General features: G+C 37.1%; 21 protein-coding genes. 19 read left to right on the top strand and 2 right to left on the bottom strand.

Features of this window, described 5'->3' with window-relative positions; all coding sequences use genetic code 11:
• Window positions 1–60: 60 nt before the first annotated feature.
• A complete protein-coding gene (locus LV704_RS07785) occupies window positions 61–3,198 on the bottom strand; it encodes a glycosyl hydrolase (RefSeq protein WP_163420926.1) in 3,138 nt (1,045 codons plus the stop codon).
• 89 nt (window positions 3,199–3,287) lie between these two features.
• Between LV704_RS07785 and LV704_RS07790 the strand changes: the two genes are divergently transcribed.
• The 16 genes from LV704_RS07790 (at window position 3,288) to LV704_RS07865 (ending at window position 17,889) form a co-directional block, all read left to right on the top strand.
• Window positions 3,288–4,412, top strand: coding sequence for a P1 family peptidase (locus LV704_RS07790; RefSeq protein WP_163420925.1), 1,125 nt, complete (start codon window positions 3,288–3,290; stop codon window positions 4,410–4,412).
• A 67-nt stretch (window positions 4,413–4,479) separates the two neighbouring features.
• Complete coding sequence (locus LV704_RS07795) at window positions 4,480–4,920, top strand: DUF4440 domain-containing protein (RefSeq protein ID WP_163420924.1); 441 nt, start codon at window positions 4,480–4,482, stop codon at window positions 4,918–4,920.
• Between the two features lie 100 nt (window positions 4,921–5,020).
• On the top strand, window positions 5,021–6,154 hold the full coding sequence (locus LV704_RS07800; protein ID WP_163420923.1) for an SPFH domain-containing protein: 1,134 nt from the start codon (window positions 5,021–5,023) through the stop codon (window positions 6,152–6,154).
• Window positions 6,155–6,197: 43 nt separating this feature from the next.
• Window positions 6,198–7,295 carry a DNA helicase PriA gene (locus LV704_RS07805; RefSeq protein ID WP_163420922.1) on the top strand — a complete coding sequence of 366 codons (1,098 nt, stop codon included), beginning with the start codon at window positions 6,198–6,200 and terminating at the stop codon, window positions 7,293–7,295.
• A gap of 21 nt (window positions 7,296–7,316) precedes the next feature.
• Window positions 7,317–7,820, top strand: coding sequence for a hypothetical protein (locus LV704_RS07810; RefSeq protein ID WP_163420921.1), 504 nt, complete (start codon window positions 7,317–7,319; stop codon window positions 7,818–7,820).
• Window positions 7,821–7,941: 121 nt separating this feature from the next.
• The gene (locus LV704_RS07815; protein ID WP_163420920.1) at window positions 7,942–8,622 is read left to right on the top strand and encodes a LytTR family DNA-binding domain-containing protein; all 681 of its coding nucleotides are present in this window, start codon (window positions 7,942–7,944) and stop codon (window positions 8,620–8,622) included.
• Window positions 8,623–8,720: 98 nt separating this feature from the next.
• Complete coding sequence (locus LV704_RS07820) at window positions 8,721–10,943, top strand: DUF5916 domain-containing protein (protein WP_163420919.1); 2,223 nt, start codon at window positions 8,721–8,723, stop codon at window positions 10,941–10,943.
• Window positions 10,944–10,951: 8 nt separating this feature from the next.
• The gene (locus LV704_RS07825; RefSeq protein WP_163420918.1) at window positions 10,952–11,407 is read left to right on the top strand and encodes a hypothetical protein; all 456 of its coding nucleotides are present in this window, start codon (window positions 10,952–10,954) and stop codon (window positions 11,405–11,407) included.
• A gap of 20 nt (window positions 11,408–11,427) precedes the next feature.
• A complete protein-coding gene (locus LV704_RS07830; protein ID WP_233782169.1) occupies window positions 11,428–11,889 on the top strand; it encodes a nuclear transport factor 2 family protein in 462 nt (153 codons plus the stop codon).
• Window positions 11,890–11,979: 90 nt separating this feature from the next.
• Window positions 11,980–13,383: an MBL fold metallo-hydrolase gene (locus tag LV704_RS07835; protein WP_163420916.1), complete on the top strand. Its 1,404-nt coding sequence runs from the start codon at window positions 11,980–11,982 to the stop codon at window positions 13,381–13,383.
• Entirely contained in the window at window positions 13,383–14,324 is a 942-nt protein-coding gene (locus LV704_RS07840; protein WP_163420915.1) for a PD40 domain-containing protein, read from the top strand. Before LV704_RS07835 ends, LV704_RS07840 begins: the two co-directional genes overlap by 1 nt.
• Before the next feature lies 1 nt (window position 14,325).
• Window positions 14,326–14,976 carry an alpha/beta hydrolase gene (locus LV704_RS07845; RefSeq protein WP_163420914.1) on the top strand — a complete coding sequence of 217 codons (651 nt, stop codon included), beginning with the start codon at window positions 14,326–14,328 and terminating at the stop codon, window positions 14,974–14,976.
• Window positions 14,973–15,437 (top strand): hypothetical protein, encoded by a 465-nt coding sequence (locus tag LV704_RS07850; RefSeq protein WP_163420913.1) that lies wholly within the window; start codon window positions 14,973–14,975, stop codon window positions 15,435–15,437. The genes LV704_RS07845 and LV704_RS07850 overlap by 4 nt, the downstream gene beginning before the upstream one ends.
• A gap of 109 nt (window positions 15,438–15,546) precedes the next feature.
• A complete protein-coding gene (locus LV704_RS07855) occupies window positions 15,547–16,482 on the top strand; it encodes an SMP-30/gluconolactonase/LRE family protein (RefSeq protein ID WP_163420912.1) in 936 nt (311 codons plus the stop codon).
• Between the two features lie 14 nt (window positions 16,483–16,496).
• Complete coding sequence (locus tag LV704_RS07860; RefSeq protein WP_163420911.1) at window positions 16,497–16,916, top strand: hypothetical protein; 420 nt, start codon at window positions 16,497–16,499, stop codon at window positions 16,914–16,916.
• Window positions 16,909–17,889, top strand: coding sequence for a PD40 domain-containing protein (locus LV704_RS07865; RefSeq protein WP_163420910.1), 981 nt, complete (start codon window positions 16,909–16,911; stop codon window positions 17,887–17,889). The genes LV704_RS07860 and LV704_RS07865 overlap by 8 nt, the downstream gene beginning before the upstream one ends.
• Here the strand turns inward: LV704_RS07865 and LV704_RS07870 are convergent.
• Complete coding sequence (locus LV704_RS07870) at window positions 17,886–18,989, bottom strand: lactonase family protein (protein ID WP_163420909.1); 1,104 nt, start codon at window positions 18,987–18,989, stop codon at window positions 17,886–17,888. The two genes, LV704_RS07865 and LV704_RS07870, sit on opposite strands and share 4 nt — an antisense overlap.
• Before the next feature lie 82 nt (window positions 18,990–19,071).
• Between LV704_RS07870 and LV704_RS07875 the strand changes: the two genes are divergently transcribed.
• The 3 genes from LV704_RS07875 to LV704_RS07885 all read left to right on the top strand — a co-directional run bounded on the left by LV704_RS07875 (window position 19,072) and on the right by LV704_RS07885 (window position 21,773).
• Window positions 19,072–20,085 carry an AraC family transcriptional regulator gene (locus tag LV704_RS07875; protein ID WP_163420908.1) on the top strand — a complete coding sequence of 338 codons (1,014 nt, stop codon included), beginning with the start codon at window positions 19,072–19,074 and terminating at the stop codon, window positions 20,083–20,085.
• 78 nt (window positions 20,086–20,163) lie between these two features.
• On the top strand, window positions 20,164–21,324 hold the full coding sequence (locus LV704_RS07880) for a PQQ-dependent sugar dehydrogenase (RefSeq protein WP_163420907.1): 1,161 nt from the start codon (window positions 20,164–20,166) through the stop codon (window positions 21,322–21,324).
• 26 nt (window positions 21,325–21,350) lie between these two features.
• Complete coding sequence (locus tag LV704_RS07885) at window positions 21,351–21,773, top strand: nuclear transport factor 2 family protein (protein WP_163420906.1); 423 nt, start codon at window positions 21,351–21,353, stop codon at window positions 21,771–21,773.
• Window positions 21,774–21,776: the final 3 nt, after the last annotated feature.

Genomic DNA, 21,776 nt, shown 5'->3' on the forward strand with positions numbered 1-21,776 from the left:
AAAATAAAGCTCCCTCAAATTATTAAGATGAAGGAGCTATAAAAGCTTTTTGTGTGTTTATTAATCTTCAATAAACAAATAGTTTAATTTCAAACTATTGAACGAAGCATTAAAATCTTCTATTTCTTTATCCACCAGACTGTCAAAAGCTGATAATTGTGATTTTATCTTAGTAGAAAGCTCATTCTTAACAGCAATGTCCTGTTCTGTTGGTGGAAAATCATCAATAGAAACCAGACTGTTTAAATGCCCTAATTTATTGGTCAATCGAATTGGGAAATTTAACGGATCCTGATTACTCCTGTTTTGTGTTTGATACAACGCTTTTTCTATCTCACTAAAATCATCCTTCATTTTCGTTGCTTTCTCCACTAAATCTTTGGTTTGCTCATTATCCTTATACTGCTTAGAAAAAACCTCTAATTGCTTATTGATCTTTCGGATTTTTTTGATGGATTGATGTGCTCTATCAATAGTTTCATTAATATCTGAAATGAAATCATATTGCTTTTGCATATCAGCAACAGAAACCTCTGCTCTAGGATCTGCCAAAATCTTAAATTCTTGGGATTGTGATGTTCCATTTACATTTAAATGAGCTTTGTATGAACCAGGAACTGCTTTGGCACCACTAAAATTGGCCCACCAAAAAATCATACCTTCCAATTTTTTGGCCCCTTTACCTCGAGTATCCCAAACATGGGTATTTCCTCCTTTTTTAATCTTAAGCTTTTTATCCTTTTCTTTTGCAAAAGTGCTATAGTTGGCCAAAGTATCACCATTCATAGTGGTATAAGTGATGCTGATACTGTCTTTTTCCGACAAATCTTTTAGATAAAAATGTGTAACCACACCATTCGGATGATTTTGTCCTTCGGTCTTTGAAGGCTCTTTTGCAGCAGATCCCTTGGTTCGATAACTATCTTTTGGTTTGTACAACATCGCTGTTGCATTTTTTGCAGATGTATTCAATTGATGAAGCACCGTAAGATCATCTATCATCCAAATACTGCGACCTTGAGTGGCAACTACTAGGTTATTATCCTTTATAGTCATATCGGTTATGGGAACTATTGGTAAATTCAATTGGAATTTCTCCCATTTTTGTCCATCATTAAAGGAAACATACATTCCAGTCTCTGTTCCAGCATACAATAGGCCCTTTCTTTTTGGGTCTTCCCTGAGCACTCTTGTAAAGTGCTCATTGTTTATACCGTTCGTTATTTTACTCCAGGTCTTTCCATAATCCGTTGTTTTGTAGAGGTATGGTTGAAAGTCCCCCAGCTTATAACGTGTAGCTGCAACATAACACGTGCCTTCATCAAAAGCTGATGGCTCAATACTATTGATCATACTCCACTCAGGCATATTGGGTGGTGTAATATTCTCCCAATTTTGGCCACCATCTTTTGTAAGATGAATTAATCCATCATCACTTCCAACCCAAAGCAACCCTTCTTTTAAAGGACTTTCGTTGGCTGCAAAAATGGTGCAATAATATTCAACACTTGTATTATCTTGTGTAATGGGGCCACCACTAGAAACCAATTTTGTAGGATCATTTCTTGTAAGGTCATCACTTAACAATTCCCAACTCTGTCCTTCATTAGTGCTCATATGCACATGGTTAGAGAATGTATAGAGTTTCTTGGGATCATGTTTACTGAAAATAATTGGGAAATTCCATTGAAAGCGGTATTTCATACCTTCAGCACCATGACCCATTGGGTTGTCTGGCCAAACATTGATTCCTCTTACGGTATTGTTTTTATGATTGACACGAGTTAGAAATCCATCATAACTACCACCGTAAACAATATCATTGTTTAATGGGTCAACTGCAATATGGGCAGATTCACCACCAGCAGTTGGTTCCCAATCGTCCTCCCCAATAGAACCATCATCACTACGGTGATTAATTCTTATTGTTGAATTATCTTGTTGTGCCACATAAATACGATACGGAAACGCATTATCCGTAGTCACTCTATAGAACTGTGCTGTTGGTTGGTTATAATAGGTACTCCACGTTTCACCACCATCATAACTTACCTGTGCTCCACCATCATCACCAATAATCATTCGTTTGGAGTTCTCCGGCGAAATCCATAGGTCATGGTGGTCACCATGTGGTGCATTAAACGTATTGAAGGTCTTACCACCATCGGTAGATTTATGATACCTTACATTCATCACATAAACCACATCTTCATCCTCTGTATCTGCATAAACACGAGTATAATACCATGCCCGTTGTCTTAATTTACGCTCGCTATTGACCTGTGTCCATTTTTTTCCGCCATCTTCAGAACGGTACAAACCACCTTTTTCCTTATTCTCCACTATGGCCCAAACCCTATCACTATTTTTAGGGGAAACCGTAACTCCAATAATTCCCAGAGTGTCCTTTGGGAATCCTTCATTTTTTGAAATCTCTGTCCAAGTTTCTCCGCTATCTGTACTTTTCCAAAGTGCAGAACCATCTCCACCACTACTTAAACTATATGGCGTTCTCTTGGCTCGCCAGGTAGAAGCATATAAAATCCTTGGGTTATTTGGGTCGAAAGTCAAATCTACAGCACCAGATTGATCATTTACGAACAAAACTTGCTTCCAAGTTTTTCCACCATCAATACTTTTATATACGCCACGCTCTTTGGTTGGTTTATAAATATTACCGAGAACAGCTGCATATACGGTATTGTAATCGGTTGGATGAATTCGGATTCTGGGTACATGTCTACTTTTTTCCAATCCAGCTTTTTTCCAAGTTTTTCCTGTATCCTCTGTTTTCCAGATACCATAACCACTTGACACATTGCCACGGAGTGTTTTTTCTCCGCCACCAACATATATAACATTAGGGTCGCTTTTGGCAACTTCTACAGAACCAATACTTCCTCCAAAATAGCCATCCGATATATTTTCCCAGCTGCGACCGCCATTCAATGTTTTCCATACACCCCCGCCGGTTGCACCAAAGTAAAATAGATTTGGTTCGCCTGGAACTCCTGTTACTGCCGCAGAACGACCACCACGAAAAGGGCCTACCAAACGATACTCCAAACTGGAATAAAGTTCTTCCGGATATTCTGGAGCAGTTTGCGCGGATTTGTTGCGCCGTTGCGCCTCTATTGAAAGGGTAAAAAAGCAAAATGCCAGCAAGAACAGGCCGGCTTTGGAAAGCTGTTTTTTCATTTTTTATGTGTTAAATTAGTCGGTATTAAAAGTAACGAAAAAGAGGGAATGATTTCTGCCTATATTTCAAAAATGGTATTTTGGTAGTCATGAAAAAAAAATCGTTTACAACTCTTCTTTTTTTAGTCATTCTTTTTTCAATTTCTGCACAACAGAAACGTCTTCGTGATCACGGAATACAGATTGGGGTGCTCAAACCCGGAGCCCTAAATGCAATTACCGATGTCCCCGGAGTGCAAGTGGGTCATACAACATTAAATAAAGGTGATAGCATAAGAACTGGGGTAACCGCCATCTTACCTCATTCTGGTAATATTTTTCAGCAAAAAGTACCTGCTGCCATCCACCTTGGCAATGGTTTTGGCAAACTGGCAGGGTATTCCCAAGTAAAAGAACTGGGGAATCTGGAAACCCCGATAATTTTGACTAACACCCTTGACGTAGCAACAGCTGTAAATGCCTTAGTGGGTCATACTTTATTACTTCAGGGAAACGAGACAGTACGTTCCGTAAATGCTGTAGTTGGTGAAACCAATGATGGTTTTCTCAATGATATCCGTGGGCGCCATGTTACTGAAAAAGATGTGTTGCAAGCCATTAAAAATGCAAAGGCCAGCCAAGTTGAAGAGGGTAATATTGGAGCTGGAACGGGTACTATTTGTTTTGGTTTTAAAGGAGGAATTGGAACCTCATCCAGAATATTACCAAAAAAATCAGGAGGATATACGGTAGGTGTTTTGGCGCAAACCAACTTTGGAGGAATGTTGAAAATTGCCGGGGTCGATATCGGCAAACAAATGGGGCATTACTCTGATAATTTTAAATATGCTACCGATGGTTCTTGTATGATGATAGTGTTCACAGATGCTCCTTTAGATTCAAGAAATTTAGAGCGTTTGGCTAAACGAGCCATGTTAGGTCTTGCAAGGACGGGTGGAATTGCCAGCAACGGAAGTGGTGATTATGTAATTGCCGTCTCCACTGCCAAAGAGTGCAGAATTCCTTATGAAAGTGATCACCTCATACAAACTGTGCCAACCTTAAGAAACTCAGCAATGACCCCATTATTCTTGGCCACTATTGAAGCTACGGAAGAGGCCATTCTAAATTCTCTATTTGCAGCAGAAACCACGATTGGCAGAAATGGGCACAAAATAGAAGCACTTCCCAAAAAACAGGTGTTGGAAATGCTCAAAGCTGCTGGAAAAATTTGATGAACAATCTTCTACCGCCTTCACTTCCCATTCTTTTCATAGCTTTAATGAATCAAACTACACTATTATGAGACCACTGTTATACCTCTTTTTTCTTGCCTCATTTCTCTCATTCTCGCAATCATCAACCACGGTTGATGATAAAGCTTCCATTCTTGAAGTATTGGCAATCCAAGAAAAAGCTTGGAATAACCTTGATGTTGAACTTTTTATGGAGACCTATTGGAAATCTGATGAGCTCATTTTTTACGGGAGTTCTGGGGTAACAAAAGGATGGCAAAATACTTTGGAGCGATATAAAAAAAGCTATCCGACCAAAGAACATTTTGGCAAACTCCATTTAACCAGCAATGAAATCACCAAAATTGATAACGGAATATATTCCGTCTTTGGAGAATACCACCTTACCCGAACCGTGGGTAATACCAAGGGCATTTTTATGCTTGTACTTAAAAATATTGATGGGGCTTGGAAAATTATTGCAGATACCTCTTGTAAAACAGAATAACGATACCCTTTGTAACATTCCACATAATTTTAATACCAATAAAGCGGTAAAGGAATCTTCCTTTTTATTAGTTTTAGAACATTAACAAAAACACATTACCATGGATATTTTTAGCAAAATCAAAGAAAAACTCACCCATGAGTTTATTGATATTATTGAATGGCTCGACTATACCGATGATACTATCGCCCATAGGTTTGAGCGTTACCAAAATGAGATTAAAAACGGCGCCAAACTAATCGTTAGAGAGGGGCAAACAGCAGTTTTTGTAAATGAAGGACAATTAGCTGATGTTTTTACACCTGGAACTTATGATTTAACTACGCAAAATTTACCTATTCTTAGCACCTTAAAGGGTTGGAAATATGGTTTCAATTCTCCTTTTAAAGCTGAAGTTTATTTTGTGAACACTCATCTCTTCACTGATGAGAAATGGGGAACAAAAAGCCCTATTACTTTAAGTGATGACCGTTTTGGATTGGTGGAAATTCGAGCTTTTGGAACTTATGCCTTTAAAATTTCTGATGCTGGAAAGTTTATTACAGACATTGTTGGTACCGACAACAACTTTACCAATTTTGAAATCAATGAACACTTGAAAAGCTTAATCGCAACTCGCTTTACAGATACTGTTGGTGAAGCCAATCTGCCCATTGAACTTTATGCAGCAAATACTTCGGAACTCTCGGAAACTTGTCAAGAGGTGATGAAATCTGAGTTTCTATCGGTAGGGATTTCCTTGGAGAAATTCTACATTGAAAACGTCTCCATGCCTGAAGACCTTAAAAAAGAAATCTTCGAGTACAGCCGTATTGACAAATTGGATTTGGACAAGTTGACCAAGTTCAAAACTGCCAAAGCCATTGAAGCCGCCGCTAAAAATGAAGGTGGAACGGCTGGAGCAGGAATGGGAATGGGAATGGGCTTTGTACTTGCACAACAAATGGGCGGTATGATGAGTCCTCAAATGGGGGGCAGCCAACAAATGCAACAAGCTGGAGTGGTAGTTCCTCCTCCAATGCCGGTAGCCGTTCAGTATTTCTATGCTTCAAATGGAACTCAACAAGGCCCAGTCTCTTTTGAACAATTGCAGGCTCTTTATGCAGGGCGTACCGTTAATAGAGACAGTTTGGTTTGGAAACAAGGTATGGCGGCATGGACTGCATTAAAAGATGTTGAAGAATTAAAGTCATTTTTAGGAGGTAATACTCCACCACCTTTGCCGTCCAATTAATATTTTCTCATTGTCATTTTTGAAATGACTTTTCACCGGATACATGTCTGTAGAACCTAATATCCAAAAAACGGAGCTCAAAAAACCCTGTGTCAATTGTGGTGCGGAGCTCAAATACAAACCTGGAACCACCAATATTAGTTGCGAGTATTGCGGGCACGAGGAAGCTATCAAAATAGATGAGAATGGATTTACAGAGCTGGAGCTGTATCCTTATCTCAAAGAGATGGGTGCCCAAAAGCATAGTGAAGAAATCTCCATGCTTCATTGTAAAAACTGCGGCGCCAATCAACATGTGGAGGAGAATTACAAATCCCTTCATTGTGTGTATTGTAGCATGCCTTTGGTGATAGAAGATGCGTACAAAGAAGATTGGATTTTGCCTGGTGCAGTTTTGCCTTTTCAAATTGAAAAACAGAAATCATTTCTCATCTTTCAGAAATGGGTAAGCAAGTTATGGTGGGCTCCCAATAAGCTTAAAAAAGCTTCTTTGGACCCTCAATTTACTAAAGGACTGTACCTGCCTTATTGGACATTTGATGCACAACTTTCAGCTTCTTATACTGGACAGCGCGGAGAATACTATTATGAAACTCAGCGTTACAGAGATAGCAATGGCAAAACCCAAACACGGCAAGTTCGAAAAACACGCTGGTATCCGGCTTCAGGGAGCGTTTCTGGTTTTGTGGATGACACTTTAATAAAAGCATCCAAACAAAAGGCCGGTAGAATTCCGACTAAAATTGCACATTGGAATTTAAAAAAGTTACAGCCTTTCAATAGTGGTTTCCTTTCGGGATTTGTAACCGAAAAATATACCATCCCATTACAGCAAGGACATTTGTCTGCCAAAGGTGAAGCAAAACAAATCGCGGAGCGTTGGTGTAGGCAAGATATTGGTGGAGATACCCAAAGGGTGAGCAGTATGGATATGAATTTATCAGACGAAACCTTTAAACATATTTTATTGCCGATTTATGTCAGTGCATATCGGTACAAAGGCAAAGAATACAATTTTTACATCAATGGTGAGAACGGTCAAATCTCAGGAACAAGACCTTATAGTTTTTGGAAAATTTTCTTGGCCATTGTTTTTGCTATTTTGTTGATTTCCATTTTTGTATATTTTGGAAAAGGTTAATCAATATCAAAAATATCGGTCATGAAAAAAATGCTCCTGTTCTCCATAATAGTCGCTCTTAACTCTTGCATAAAACAACAAACTCCAAATGATTGGCAAGTTGTTCTAAAAACTGATAGAGATGGGAGTGTTCTAAAAGGGTCTAAAAAAGATTTGATGAACGCCATTAGAAATGGGCAGGATTTAAAAATTGGATGGGGCAGTAAAAGAGAGGATTTATCAATTGAGCATCTCTCTGTTCCTATTTGGTTGGCCATTCTCAGTGAAAAAGAAGTAATGGCTCATTTAGACCCACAAGTGTTGTCAAGTATTGATTGGGATAGTCTAAATGTGAATTACAAGGACTCTGATAAGTTACAACAGGAGTGGCGGGTTGTGCTTAGCACAAAAAGTAATTTTGATGCTGTCTGGTATGATAAAAAGGCAGATACACTAATTAGAAGGTGGCCCCAAAAACATATTATGACATGGTTTGCAAAAGGTGCTACGGACAAAAAAACAGTTCCTTTGTTTAACAAATCTTAAAGTCTTAGTGCACTTCTATAAGAATTACTACTTTTAAAACGTGTCAAAACGTCTATCACTAATATCTATTTTCGTTCTACTCAACATGGGTATAGGCCGAATGTTTCAAGAAAGTCTTGGTATGACCTGCTTTTCAGAACTATCAATTCTTGCTATAACCAGTTTCTTTTTTTGGAATGTTTCTGCCAAACAAATTAAAAAATGGGGCAATAAGTGGTCGATATCCTCATCAGGGAACAATATATTGGTTCAAGGTGGATTAGGTTTATCAGCTTCCGCTTTAAATATCGTTATTGGTCAGGTCTTGGTCGTTTTTTTAATGACCTCGGTGTACCAATGTACTTCACCAAGTTTTAATTTGTTAAACGCAAGCCTCACCAATAATATCGCGGTTAATCTACTTTGTTATTTTTTACTGTTGTTTTTCTTGGTTGACACCAATAAAAAAGATGCGCTGATTGAACAAAACGAGAATAGTGAGCACAATAGCCGTGTTTCGGTTTCCAAAAAAGGTTCTCAGTTTTTAATTAATCCCCAAGAAATTATTTATGTTGAAACCAGCAATAATTGCATCGTTCTTCATACGGAAAAAGGAAAATTTGTAAAATACCAAAGTCTCAAGTCTTTCTCTAAAATGCTCTGCCCAAAAACTTTTAAACGTGTTCATCGTTCGTACTTGGTAAATTCAGATTTGATAGAACACATCCAAAAGAATCATAATGGAGATGGAATGCTACATTTAAAAAATGGAGATGGTGTCAAGTTCAGCAGAACATACCATAGGTCCATCGCCAATATTTAGGATACTCCGCGACTCACCATTTTTTTGCCGCAGCTCACACAGCTAATTTATCTACCCCTACCTCAACACCCTAGTTTTGTTAGAAACTGGTTGAATCTATGCGCAATGTCATTATTATCACTTTCCTTGTTCACACTGGATTATTTTCACAAGAATATTTAAATACTATTGAGAGTATCCATAAAACAAATGAACAACTTACACTTGACGGCCTATTAAACGAAACTCTTTGGTCAGGTGCCAAAAGTTTTCCTTTTATAGAATGGCGGACAGATTGGGGCAAACCTGATAGTCTGACTACTCTTTTTATCACTTTTGATGATGATTACCTATATGTTGCTTTAGATGCCAAAGATCCACACCCAGAAAAAATAATAAGCAGAAACCTGGTGCGGGATGGCTGGTATGGTGATGACTACTTTGCATTTCAAATAGATCCCAATAGCACCAAAAAAAACGCCTTTGTTTTTAGTATTTACCCCTCGGGCAGTAGATATGATGATGCCATATACAATGACAATGTCCCTTTAGGCAATGCTCCATCAACACCTGCTTATGACATGCTCTGGGAAGGCAAAACCCAAATAACAGATGACGGTTGGCAAGCCGAGTATCGCATTCCTTTGTCTAATTTAAGGTTCGAAATCAGGAATGGAGAAGTACTTGGAGGCATCTCTGCACATCGTACAATCAATTATGAAAACAAGTTAATGGCATACCCAAAAGTACCTCAGAACATAACTGGTGGCAATAGCAAGCCCTCTTTAAAGAAGCCTGTTCGTTTTGTAGGATTGCAACCCAAAAAAGATTTGCAAATAACACCTTACCTACTGACTTCAACACAAAGTACATTTGAATTGAATGCAGCGGAAACTTCATATGAAAAAGATAATTTTAATGAGCTCGATGTTGGCTTGGATGTACGCTATGGAATTACTCCCAGTTTAACCTTGGACCTAACACTAAACACAGATTTTTCCCAAGTAGAAATCGATGATCAAATTGTTAATCTGGGCCGGGTTTCCATTTTCTTTCCTGAACGCAGAAAATTCTTTTTGCAACAATCAGGTCTTTTCGATTTTGATGTTGGCATTCTGTCCCAGTTATTTTACAGCAGAACCATTGGCATTAATAATGGGCGATTGACTCCCATTTTGGGTGGAGCAAAACTCACGGGGGAATTGGGGAATTGGGATATTGGATTACTTTCCTTACAAACCGAGGGAACTCAGATCAACAGCAATGCGTTGCCAACCGAAAACTTCTCTGTATTGCGTTTGCGCAGAAAAGTCTTCAACGATAGGTCGTTTATAGGTTTGATGGCTACTAATCGCATCCGTGAAGGATACATTAATACTGCATTGGGTATAGATGGTGTCATTAATATCTCTGAAGAAGATTTTATTATTACCTCTTTAGCTACCACTATAGATGGGGACAACTACTCTAATGCCAATTTTAATCTGACGAAAAATTCCCGATTCGCTTTTCAATATGCCAGGCGAAAACAAGACGGGTGGTTTGGCAGGGTCGCATATGAATACTCGGGAGAAAACTTTAATCCTGGAATGGGGTTTTTGTTACGCGAAAAACATCATAACTTTTATGCTGGAGTGAATCACGGTAAATTCAACTCCGATCAAGAAAAACATATGTTCCAATACCGACGTTGGATGCCCATAAATTCTGATATATATTTTACCACAGAATTTTCAGATGTCCTTACTTGGTATAATAGAAGCCAATGGACCGGTCGTTTTTTTAATAATGATCAGATTTCCTTTTTTGGACAGGTTCAGTATGAGTTTTTGCAAGAGCCATTACAATTCTCCAATGCCATTATCATTCCCCAAGGAGATTATTTTTACACTTATTTTGGGGCTTCTTATTCAAGTGCTTTTCAAAAAGCTTTAAAAATTCCTATTTCTGCTGAGTATGGAAGTTTTTTTGACGGTGAAAATTTACAGTTTGAACTGTCCCCAGAATGGAGCCTTAATGAGCACTTTACCTTAACTGGTTCTTGGCGAATAAACTACCTCAATTTCAATAACAGAAATGTGGATGAGTGGATCAATGTCCCACAACTTCGGCTAAACTGGGCATATGACCTGCACCTATCAGGAAGCATAACTGCGCAATATAATTCCATAAACAATCAAGTGTTTGCGAGCACACGTCTTAGATATAATTTTAAAGATGGACATAATCTATATGCGGTCTTTAATCAAGATTATAATACCGAAAGGAATCTATTTGAACCGATGCTTCCTAGGTTCAACAGCCAATTACTAACCGTAAAATATTTATACACCTTTTATTAATAGATCTTATGAAAAAAACAATTTTACTGTTATTGTTCCTTCTAATGTTCAGTGCATGTTCCGAAAAAAGTAAAAAAGACGTAACTGAAACTCCTATTCTAGAAAAAAAAGAATCGGGCATTGAGGGTGTTTGGGACTTAGTAAGTACCTATAGCTATGAGAACAACAAAGTTGTAGACACTTTTTATCTTCCGCCAAACCCAAGAATGGTAAAGTTTTTTTCCAAAACTAAATACATGTGGTCCCACAAGCCTAAGGATTCTCTAGAATGGCATGCCTATGGCACGTATGAACTGCTTGATGACACATTAGTATTGAAAAGGGAATATTGTTCTAAGACTATGGAAGATCACTCTCCAGAAGTCAAACTCAAATTAATACTAAAAAAAGACACTTTTCAACAAATACACTTTGACCCCAATGGCCAGGCCTTCTATGCAGAAAACTACAAACGAATAGAATAACAGACAATAATTACAATACCATGAGAAAACTACTATTTATATCAACGCTATTTTTAGTCTTGGCTTGCCAAAAAATGCCACAAGCACCAATTGCTCAGACCATAATCACGCCGGAGGACCAAGAAATTCTTAGAAATTTTAAGGAAGTCCTTTGGCCAAAAGCCTACCGTGAACAAGATACAGTTCTGTTAGACAAATTATTGGGTGAAGATTTTCAAATGGTCGATGCCAGCGGAGCTTGGACCAAAAAGACAGATGAGCTGGAATGGATTAAGCATAATGCCGCAAACTATGATTCTTTTCAATATGAAATAAAGCGATTTGATATTTTAGATAATGGAACCGCCATGATTTGTGGTACCGGACACATTTTAAACGATTCCATAGAAACAATATATCAATCAAGCAACATTCTAATAAAACGCAACGGGACATGGAAAGCAATTGCTTCACATGTATCTGGGATCAAGAAATTAGACTAGTAAGATTTCATAAATAATTCTTAAGCCTAAAGAGATTGACAGTTTTACTGCTTCCTTTCTTTACTTTTCGCTTACTATTTAAACAAAAAAATGAAAACAATAGGCGCCCTGGCTTTTGTAGTTTTACTATTTTATGGATGTACGAGCGAACTTAAGGAGAGTGAAATACTGAAAAGAATCGAAGAACATTATACAAATGATAAGAACTCGAAAGGCATTACAATTTCTTATGAACGCATTAACTTTAATCCCTATCAAAGTTTCGACTTTAGGTCTCCCGATAGTTTAACCTCTAAAAACACCATTACGATTTCCGATAACTCTTTTTTTGCCGAACGATGGGTATTCTTTCCTGGCGGTTTTAATTTTGGGTTAAAAGAATTTCAACAAAATTCTCTGGGATATCTATATGACTTAAATGGTATTCTTATGGGAAAAAGAGCCATACCACAGGATAAAGAAAGAATTAATGAAGTTAGAGATGAACTTGAAAAAATTATAGATTATAAATTTTCTCAAAGCCTCTTTTCCGAACAAAACAAAATTCTACTGGACAGTCTAGATCTAAAAAACAACTCGGTATCCCTAATTAAAATAAATGATGCAAAAGACAGCTTGTGGATAACCTTTCAAATAAATCCAATTGCATTAAAAAGTGTAATCTCCCATTCAAAAAAAGAAAAATGGGTATTCAGTAGTTTTACAGAAAATGATGGAATCGTATTTTTAGAAGATATTGATTATTATAAAAATGGCACGCTTAAGCATATCTATAGTATCAAAAATATTTCAGAAATAGAAAGTATGCCTGAAAAAGAGCTTTCCATTCCTGACGGTATAACTATCTATGAGACAATTACCAAAGAACCCGAAATTCAGGAAATTGCTCCTGATTTATATTTAATAACCCCTATCGCTGAGGACAGGAATGTCCTTTTCACAATAAATAGAGATAACATAACTGTTTTTGGTGCTCCCCTTTCAGATCGATTTTCCAATCAGGTTATAGAACTAATTAAAAATAACTTTCCAGACAAAAACATTGAATCTGTTTACGTTACGCATGCACACAGCGATCACATTGGCGGTTTAGGAGCTTATGTAAAAATAGGTGCTTCTATTTTAACAGATTCTTTCAGCATTGAAACTATAAAAAGCTTTCCTAGGTTTAAGGGTCAGATTGACTCCTTTGTTTTTGAACCTATTAAAAACAGGGAAAAAAGAGGCAGCAATACACAATTCTTTGTCATAGATAATTCGCATTGTAAGAGTCAGGGATTTGTTTATTTTAAAAATGGTCAAACTATCTATCAGGGAGATTTCCTAGAGATTCCGGAAGACAATACTCTTCCAACATACTTACCATTGACAACCCTAGAATTCTATGATTTTGTCAATAAAGAAAAGTTGAGTATTAAAAGAATAATAGCGCATCATAGAAATAACCATATTACCATGGAAACCTTTAAAAATTATTATTCAAAATTTAATTAATGTTAATAATTCATAAATTATTTCCAAGCCTTTTATTTTGCTTTTTTACTTGGTCTCTTTCAAGCCAAAGGCAGGTTGAGCAATTTTTGCCTGATTTCTTTTCAAGCTATTCCAATGTGCGGGATATTGCCATTGCACCAAGTGGTGAAGAAATCTATTTCACTCTAGATAGTTATAAAAGCGAAATTGGGTCAATCGCCTACATCCAAAAACAGAAAGCAGGTTGGAGCAAGCCAGAAATCGTCTCTTTTTCTGGAAATTACCGCGATTTGGAACCAGCATTTTCAGCAGATGGAAAAACGTTATATTTTTCTTCCAATCGCCCGGTTCACAAAGATTCTATAGCTGTTGGAAATTACAATATTTGGAAAATCAATCGTGAAGAAGATGGGTGGTCTTCGGTCATGGTTTTGGGGCCAGAGGTAAACACAGAACATAATGAGTTCTACCCATCGGTAGCCGCAAATGGAAATTTATATTTTACTTCTGACCGCCCAACAGAGATTGGCAGAGAAAATATTTATGTGAGCGATTATGACAATGGTCTCCTTAAGAAAGCTATACCCCTTGGTAAAGGCGTAAACTCAAAATATTATGAATTCAATGCTTTCGTAGCACCTGATGAAAGCTTTTTGCTATTTAGTGCCATACGGCCCAATGAAGGAATGGGCGGAGGTGATTTATACATTAGCTTAAATGAAAATGGCTGGCAAAAAGCTCAACCACTAAATTTGGTCAACACCCCTTTTCTCGATTTTTGTCCTTTTGTAGATGTAAAAACAGGTCAACTTTACTTCACAAGTCAAAAAACAGAAATCAAATCCTCTTATGGAAATCCCTTACGAGCTGATTTTTTTTCGGACCTCAAAGATTCTAAGTTACCCAAGGGGTTGAATCGAATATATACCATTGATTTTCAAAAAACCTTACCTAAGAAATGATATGAAAATTTTGCGTAATCTGTTTTTGCTCTTTTGCACGTTTATTCATTGGCAATGTCTTAATGCGCAGAAAGAGAGCGATCAAAATTACACTTTGTTATCTGAGCATTTAGGGGAAAATAGGATAATACAGATTCATGTTCCCAAAAGTTATAATAATACCGATAGAGCTTACCCTGTTCTCTTCGTTTTAGATGGCGAATATATTTTTGATTATGCGAAAGGAATCGCCAGCTTTCTGAGCAATGATTTTGGTTTTCATCCGGAAATGATTGTCATAGGTATTCCAAATACAGATAGAAATCGGGACTTATTTGTCGATTTGAAACCTGAGGGAGCCTATCACAATTTCGTAAGTTTTATAGAGGAGGAACTTCTTCCTTACATTAGTAAAAACTACCGCACTAACACATTCAAAATATTATATGGATGGTCGTCAGGCTCAAGTTTGGCCAATTACATTTTTGTAAAAAATCCAAGCTTGTTCAGAGGCTATATTTTATCCGGCGTAGGTATTGGTCCAAAAACAGAAGCTTTCATTAAAAAAGAATTGAAATCAAATGCCTATGAAAGAATCCGGTTTTTTGCCTCAACCGAGGGTAATAGTTTTAGGACTTCTGCCCTTAAAAAAATGAGCAACTTATCGAAATGAAAAAACCACAAGGGCTGGAAAAGAAGTTTCACACATATGATCAATTGAATCATACGGAAGTTTTGTCCCAGGGACTATACGATGGCCTAAAATTCGTTTTTAAGGATTTTTATATTTCGGATTCCATCAGTACAAAAGGAGCCGAGGCCACAATTTCCTATTACAAAAACTTGAATAAGAAATATGGTTTCAACACTCCTGTTCCGGTAGGAGCAATTAACGAAACTTGTGCTAAACTACTTGAAAAAAAACTAGCGAAAGAAGCTATCGCATTAATAATACACGGTATAAAAGTGCACCCAAATAACTTTGCTTTAATAGGAATTAAAGGTGAAATTCATCAATATCTTAATGAGCCCAAAATGGCAGTTGATCACTATAAAAAGGCTTCACTATTGGCACAAGAAGCCATTGTTAAAAACAAGTACAAGGTTTTGCTCGAAAATATCATGCTTCATTAAAAAAGTTAAAATGTACAGGGCGCTAGAATTTGTTTGCCAATGTGGTTTAACAAAATTTTAAAAAGGCAAGCCCAAATTATCGAGTAATTTGGAAAAAACAACATATAAGATGAAAACAATTCAATGGATTTTCTTTTTGTTATCACTTTCGATATATGCCCAGACTCCCTATAACTTAATAAACTTGACTTTTGAAAAAGACCTTATTCCGGAGGGTATTGCAGTGAATGCTCATTCAGGAAAACTCTTCATAAATAGTCTTAAGCATGATAAGATAGTTCAATCCAACCTTGATGGCACCGATGCAAAAGATTTTATCCAAAGTCATGAGCATGGGTATTTAGCAGGATTTGGAATGACTATAAAAGGTAATATATTGTATGCTTTGGGAAATAGTCTTCCAAAGGAAAACAACACCTCCATTCTTCTTTTGCTAGATGTAACTACCGGGAATTTAATCAAATCCTATCCGCTTAACCATCCCGAATTTATGTATCTAAATGATATTGCCATAAGTAAACATGGAAAAGTGTTCATTACAGACTCTGAAACCAACAACATATACACAATAAACAAATCTAGCGATGGTTTAGAAGTATTTTACTCTAACAATGAGATTAAGCATTCTAACGGAATAGCCATTTCTGATGATGATGAGTATCTTTATTTTGCCTCCTACACCAGTGGCATTAGAGTTTTAGATATTGCTGCGCAAAAATTGGTGAACCAACCCAATGAACATAAAGGCATTGATGGAATGAAATTTTATAAAAACAGTCTAGTGGCAATTGTTAATACGAAAAGGAATCGCTCAGAAAACGGGGTTTATCAATTTACTTTAAGCGAAGGAAGTTCAAAGGTTCTTGATAGTAAAAAATTGCTGGATTTAAGGCGGGAATCTGATATTCCCACAACTTTTGATTTGGTCGAAGACACCATCTACTTTATAGCTGATTCTCAAATGGACATCCTAAATCAGGAAACTCTTGAGATTATCGATGCTTCAAAACTGGATAATTACCAATTGATAGTTCAAAAACTTTAGCAAAAAAAAACGAAATGAAATCAAATACTTCTTTTTTCGGTCTTTTCTTTTTGATGTTGTGCTCGCAATTTTTGGTCGCCCAAAATCAAGAAAAAAATACGGTTTTATCAAAAAATTACTGTACAGAAATTGGACGCTTTGATTTACTTATTGATAATGACGAAGTAGCGGGGTCCTATCTCTTAATCCATAAAAATGCTTTGGGCGGAGTATGGGGAAGGTTAAAGGATACTATCATGACCGGTAGGTGGCACGACGCAGATGGAAAGGGCGACATAATTATGACTTTTTCCAAAGATTTCTCCTTTTTTACCGCAGATTATCGAAGTGATGATGAACCAGAAAAATGGTATAAAAATTCTTGGCACGGAGCTATAAGACCCAATAGCAATAATTCCTTTGATTTTAACAACAAAACCTATCGATGTGAGTAGTTCAAAACCCATTTTTTTTGCAGTAATTCTTACTATTATGAGTTGTAGGCAGGGACAAAATCCTGAAAGTGTTCCTCCAGAACATTTGGACAAAGGTGCTTTTTTTGGAGTAGTTCCTTCAGAGAAGCCGCAACTTTTGGCCCCTGAACTCTTGGCCTCACCTGTAACAGAATACAACGGCACCTTTTCCCCTGATGGAACGGAATTTTACTACACTACTGATATTCCTGAAAATGCTTATATCACCTTTACCAAATTACAAACGGATAGTACGTGGAGTATCCCTAAAATTGCTTCATTTTCCGGAGAATTTTCAGATTATGACCCTCTTTTTTCTCCTAATGGAAATCGAATTTACTTTAGTTCAAGTAGACCTAAAGGAGACAATGAAAACAGCAAGATTTGGTATGTGGAACGCCAAGGTTCCACATGGAGTGAACCAGTTCGTGTTATCTTAACTGGAGAAGAAAACAATGAATATTACAGCTCACTGACCAACGACGGAAGACTTTATTTTAATATCTGGTCCAAAGGTGATATCTACAAAGCTACCCCCACTGATTCTACATATACTATTGAAATACTTCCTGAAATTATCAACTCTGGCAAAGATAAAGGGGACCCTTTTATTGACCCAAAAGAAGAATACTTAATTTTTAGGGGGTACGACGACACCTTTGGGCGCGGTGATCTCTATATTTCCTTCAATATAAATGGTGAATGGAGCGCTCCAGAAAATCTTGGGGAACCTATTAATTCAAAAGCACATGAAATGTGCCCATGGGTAAGTCAAGACGGAAAACTTTTTGTGTTTGCTAGCGGACGTATCAACCAAAAGCTTCAAACTGCTCCTCTTGATTCTATTAATAAGGTACATGAAGTATATAACTCTTATGACAATGGACAATTGAATTTGTATTACACCTCAACCAATTTCATCCAGAAGCTAAAAGAAAAACATCTTACGGATTAATCCAAAAACTCTAAACATACTGGGCTTGGCAATGCAGTTTCATTTAAAAACTCCAGTGTTCCACTTTCTGTATCACGTGTAAAAATGGTAATATTATTGCTTCTCTGATTGGCTACCAACAGGAAGTTCCCACTTGGGTCAATAGAAAAGTTCCGTGGCCAATCGCCTTTGACTGATTCGCGGCCAACCAATTGTAACTTTCCCGTTGTTTGATCTACTTTAAAAATGACTATTGTATTTTCTCCACGGTTAGAACCGTATAAAAATTTACCATCAGCAGATAAATGAATATCAGCACAAAAGTTTTCGCCATTAAAAGAAGCATCTAAAGTGCTTTTGGTTTCTAGTTCTAAATAATTTCCATTTTCACTTTTTTGAAAAATGGTAATCGTAGAATTTAATTCATTAATGACATATAGGAATTCATTTTTCTTGCTGAACACAAAATGCCTTGAGCCAGCGCCATTGGGTAAATCCAGTGAAGCTTGTCCTGCAATAACGAACTGACCTTTTTGGTTTTGATAACGTTTTATGGCATCCAGTCCCAAGTCTGATACAAGCAGACCTTCTGAAGAAAATTTTGCCATATGGGTATGAGCTATTTTGACTGTATCCAGCACTTTATGATCAATTAGTTGTGGATTGCTTTTTAATGTTCCGTCATCTTCCAATTCAAAAATGGAGAGATTTCCTCCCGTATAATTTGAGACGGCCAAGTATCCATCATCTGATAGCGAAACATGACAGGGATGTGCGCCTCCTGTACCCATGCTGTTCTGAAGCTCTAGAAGTCCGTCCTTCAATTTAAAAGCAGTCACTCCACCTCCCAAACTATCAAAATCTGCAGTTTCCTGTACCGCATATAGGTTTGTTTGGTCTTTGGATATTTTCAAAAAAGAGGGGTTTGGCAATACCGCCGCCAAGCTCTTTTCCTCAAGTGTTCCTGAACTGGAATTAAAAATAAAGCGATAGATTCCCTCACTTTCGCCATCGGTATAGGTTCCCACAAATAAGGGATATGTTTTTGCCACTTGCTTTTTTTCGGAACAACCCATTAAAATCAATAAAGAAATGCTAAAAACTAAATATAAAAACTTCATTTGCCAAAAGGTCTTTTGCTAAAAATAGTAACTAAATGTGACATGTAAATTTTCTTTGTCTCCTTCTTTATATTTTTGAAGAGTGGATAAGGATACCGTAATATTGATTTTAAGTTCTTTGGGCATTGCCCAGGCACTTTTTCTTTCATTTTATCTCTTAACCCTCAAAAAGGGAAATAGAAATGCGAACATTTTTTTGGCACTGGCTATTTTTGGTTTGACCATCCGCATTGGCAAGTCCATACTTAATGTGCATTTGAATTTGGAACCTTGGCAGCGCAATGTGGGGCTTTCTGGCATTTTGTTGACCGGCCCATTCTTATGGCTTTATGGTAAAGTGTTGCTAAGTGCGCAAAAAAAAATCGATTTTAAGGATTACATTCATATTATTCCATTTGTTTTGTTTGTCTTTTTATGCACTATTATTCCCAACGACGGCCGTCCAATCTCTTATGTTATTTATCTTACAGTATTTGCTCATTTGGCAGCTTATATTGTTTTCTCTTCTCAAGTATTCTATAAGCATAGAACAAAAGTGCATCCGCAGCGGGCCTCGTGGTATAGAAATCTGGTTATAGGGGTTGCCTTGATCTGGCTTTTTTATATGGGTAACCTTGCAGGTTTGTTCCCCCTTTACATTGGTGGTGCTGTATTTTTCTCTGTATTGATTTATATTTTCTCTTTTCTTTTTTTGCAGAAACATGCTTTTCAATTGGGAAAGTACAACACCTCTTCTTTAGACAAATCTGCCTCGGAAGAGCTTTTGGATGCCATAAAAAAACTCTTTGCCAAAGAGGAGGTTTTTTTGGACAATACCGTTTCACTTGAAACCATTGCCGAAAAGTTGAACGTCTCTGCCAGAAAATTATCTCAGGCCATAAATGAAAACGAGAATAAGAATTTCTCTGACTTTGTAAATGGATATAGGGTTGAAAAAGCAAAAATGCTGTTGACGGATTCAAAGTATAACAAAGAAAAAATAGTTGCCATAGCGTATGATTGTGGTTTTAGCAATGCCACATCCTTTAACTTGGCCTTTAAGGCTAAAACACTATTGACACCATCTCAATACCGAAAAGAATTTGGAACAGCCTAGCTTCTTTTCGTCTTAAAAAACACGTTTCTTAAAGGATTATAGTTTCAGTTTTTCATCATTTGTATAAAAATAACAGTGATGAACAAATTGATGATTCCTTTAATGATGCTTTTGATAGGTTGTTCGCAAAACCAGAAATCTTCCACTTCAAAAGAGATTCCGCCTACTCTCCCTACCAAACACATTGTTATGGATAGTCTTAATCATCCTTGGAGCATGGCATTCATATCAAATGAGGAAGCTCTAGTTTCAGAAAAAGATGGACATCTTCTGCGCATCAATCTTAACTCAAAAGAAAAACGAATCATCAAAGGGTTTCCAACCGATTTAACCGATAGCATACGTGCTATTCATTTTGGGGACAATTCGGGGATTTTTGAGGTGCTTGTTGATCCTGGTTTTGTGAACAATAAGTGGGTCTATGTTTCCTATGCAGCTAAAAAAAAGGGGGTAGGCACTACCACAAAAGTTGTAAGGGCTCAGTTGAACAAAGACTCTCTTATTAACCATCAAATCCTGCTTGAAGCAAACCCCTTTACAAGAGAATATTATCATTATGGTGGTGGTATGACCTTTGGTCCAGATGGCAAACTATACATCACCATTGGTGAACGTCTTTTCTGGGAAAAAGATGAGCCTGAAATACCAATTGCACAAGATGTTACGGATAAACGAGGAAAAATATATCGCATTAATCCTGATGGCAGTATTCCAGATGACAATCCTGATTTTGGTCCAAACGCCGTACCAGGCTTGTATGCGATAGGTATACGTGCAGCACAAGGAATAACCGTAGAACCTAAAACGGGTAATATTTGGTTTAGCGAACATGGCACTATTCAAGGTGACGAAATCAATATCTTAAAAGCCAAGGCAAATTACGGGTGGCCCAATGTAACCTCAGGGAAATTGCGTAGTCAAGATTATACTCCACCAAAACTTGAAGATGTGACCTTTACACCTCCTGTTTGGTATTGGCACCATACCGTGGCTCCAACAGGGCTTACTTTTTACACGGGCGATGAATTCCCCCAATGGGAGAATAATTTAATTGTTCCCGGTTTATCCCGTGGAAGTCTATGGCGATTTCGTATAGAAAATGAAGTTATAAAAAGTGCCGAAGAACTGTTTATAGACGACCGTGTTCGCATACGTAAAGTAAGACAAAGTCCAGATGGAAAACTATACATCCTTACCGATGAGGATAATGGAAAACTTATTCAAATTAAAGCGCAATAAATCATCAATTCTAAACTTTATAACATATGAAAACACAATTTTTGACTTTTACACTTCTATTTCTATCGCTCTTTTTATCAGCACAATCTGAAGAGGAGGCCATTAAGCAAACACTTCAAAATTATATTGATGGTTCATCTTATAACAATCAGGAACTTATTCAATCAGCTTTTTATGAAGGTGCTGAGCTGTTTCTCTCCAAAAAAGACCAAGAATTATGGGTTTTATCCCCTGAGGAATATGCCAACTTGTTTAAGAATAGAGAACAAGGGAAGTTTAATGGTAGGAATGGCAAAATACTGATGGTTGATTATGCAAACAACATCGCATCTGCCAAAGCGGAAATCCTGATCCCTAAACAGAATCTAAAGTTTATAGACATCTTCCTATTGAAAAAACTTGATGATAAATGGAAAATCATCAGCAAAGCGGCAACTCAAATTAAGTGATAA

The sequence above is a fragment of the Flagellimonas sp. CMM7 genome (assembly GCF_021390195.1).
Taxonomy (GTDB): domain Bacteria; phylum Bacteroidota; class Bacteroidia; order Flavobacteriales; family Flavobacteriaceae; genus Flagellimonas.

Excerpts from the sequence above, each read along its gene's own strand:
- LV704_RS07870 (WP_163420909.1), bottom strand. The coding sequence starts at position 18,989 with ATGAAGTTTTTATATTTAGTTTTTAGCATTTCTTTATTGATTTTAATG.
- LV704_RS07810 (WP_163420921.1), top strand. The coding sequence starts at position 7,317 with ATGAAAAAAATGCTCCTGTTCTCCATAATAGTCGCTCTTAACTCTTGC.
- LV704_RS07800 (WP_163420923.1), top strand. The coding sequence starts at position 5,021 with ATGGATATTTTTAGCAAAATCAAAGAAAAACTCACCCATGAGTTTATT.
- LV704_RS07845 (WP_163420914.1), top strand. The coding sequence starts at position 14,326 with ATGAAAATTTTGCGTAATCTGTTTTTGCTCTTTTGCACGTTTATTCAT.
- LV704_RS07880 (WP_163420907.1), top strand. The coding sequence starts at position 20,164 with ATGAACAAATTGATGATTCCTTTAATGATGCTTTTGATAGGTTGTTCG.
- LV704_RS07820 (WP_163420919.1), top strand. The coding sequence starts at position 8,721 with ATGCGCAATGTCATTATTATCACTTTCCTTGTTCACACTGGATTATTT.
- LV704_RS07830 (WP_233782169.1), top strand. The coding sequence starts at position 11,428 with ATGAGAAAACTACTATTTATATCAACGCTATTTTTAGTCTTGGCTTGC.
- LV704_RS07785 (WP_163420926.1), bottom strand. The coding sequence starts at position 3,198 with ATGAAAAAACAGCTTTCCAAAGCCGGCCTGTTCTTGCTGGCATTTTGC.
- LV704_RS07850 (WP_163420913.1), top strand. The coding sequence starts at position 14,973 with ATGAAAAAACCACAAGGGCTGGAAAAGAAGTTTCACACATATGATCAA.
- LV704_RS07840 (WP_163420915.1), top strand. The coding sequence starts at position 13,383 with ATGTTAATAATTCATAAATTATTTCCAAGCCTTTTATTTTGCTTTTTT.
- LV704_RS07795 (WP_163420924.1), top strand. The coding sequence starts at position 4,480 with ATGAGACCACTGTTATACCTCTTTTTTCTTGCCTCATTTCTCTCATTC.
- LV704_RS07825 (WP_163420918.1), top strand. The coding sequence starts at position 10,952 with ATGAAAAAAACAATTTTACTGTTATTGTTCCTTCTAATGTTCAGTGCA.
- LV704_RS07835 (WP_163420916.1), top strand. The coding sequence starts at position 11,980 with ATGAAAACAATAGGCGCCCTGGCTTTTGTAGTTTTACTATTTTATGGA.
- LV704_RS07855 (WP_163420912.1), top strand. The coding sequence starts at position 15,547 with ATGAAAACAATTCAATGGATTTTCTTTTTGTTATCACTTTCGATATAT.
- LV704_RS07805 (WP_163420922.1), top strand. The coding sequence starts at position 6,198 with ATGTCTGTAGAACCTAATATCCAAAAAACGGAGCTCAAAAAACCCTGT.
- LV704_RS07860 (WP_163420911.1), top strand. The coding sequence starts at position 16,497 with ATGAAATCAAATACTTCTTTTTTCGGTCTTTTCTTTTTGATGTTGTGC.
- LV704_RS07790 (WP_163420925.1), top strand. The coding sequence starts at position 3,288 with ATGAAAAAAAAATCGTTTACAACTCTTCTTTTTTTAGTCATTCTTTTT.
- LV704_RS07885 (WP_163420906.1), top strand. The coding sequence starts at position 21,351 with ATGAAAACACAATTTTTGACTTTTACACTTCTATTTCTATCGCTCTTT.
- LV704_RS07815 (WP_163420920.1), top strand. The coding sequence starts at position 7,942 with ATGACCTGCTTTTCAGAACTATCAATTCTTGCTATAACCAGTTTCTTT.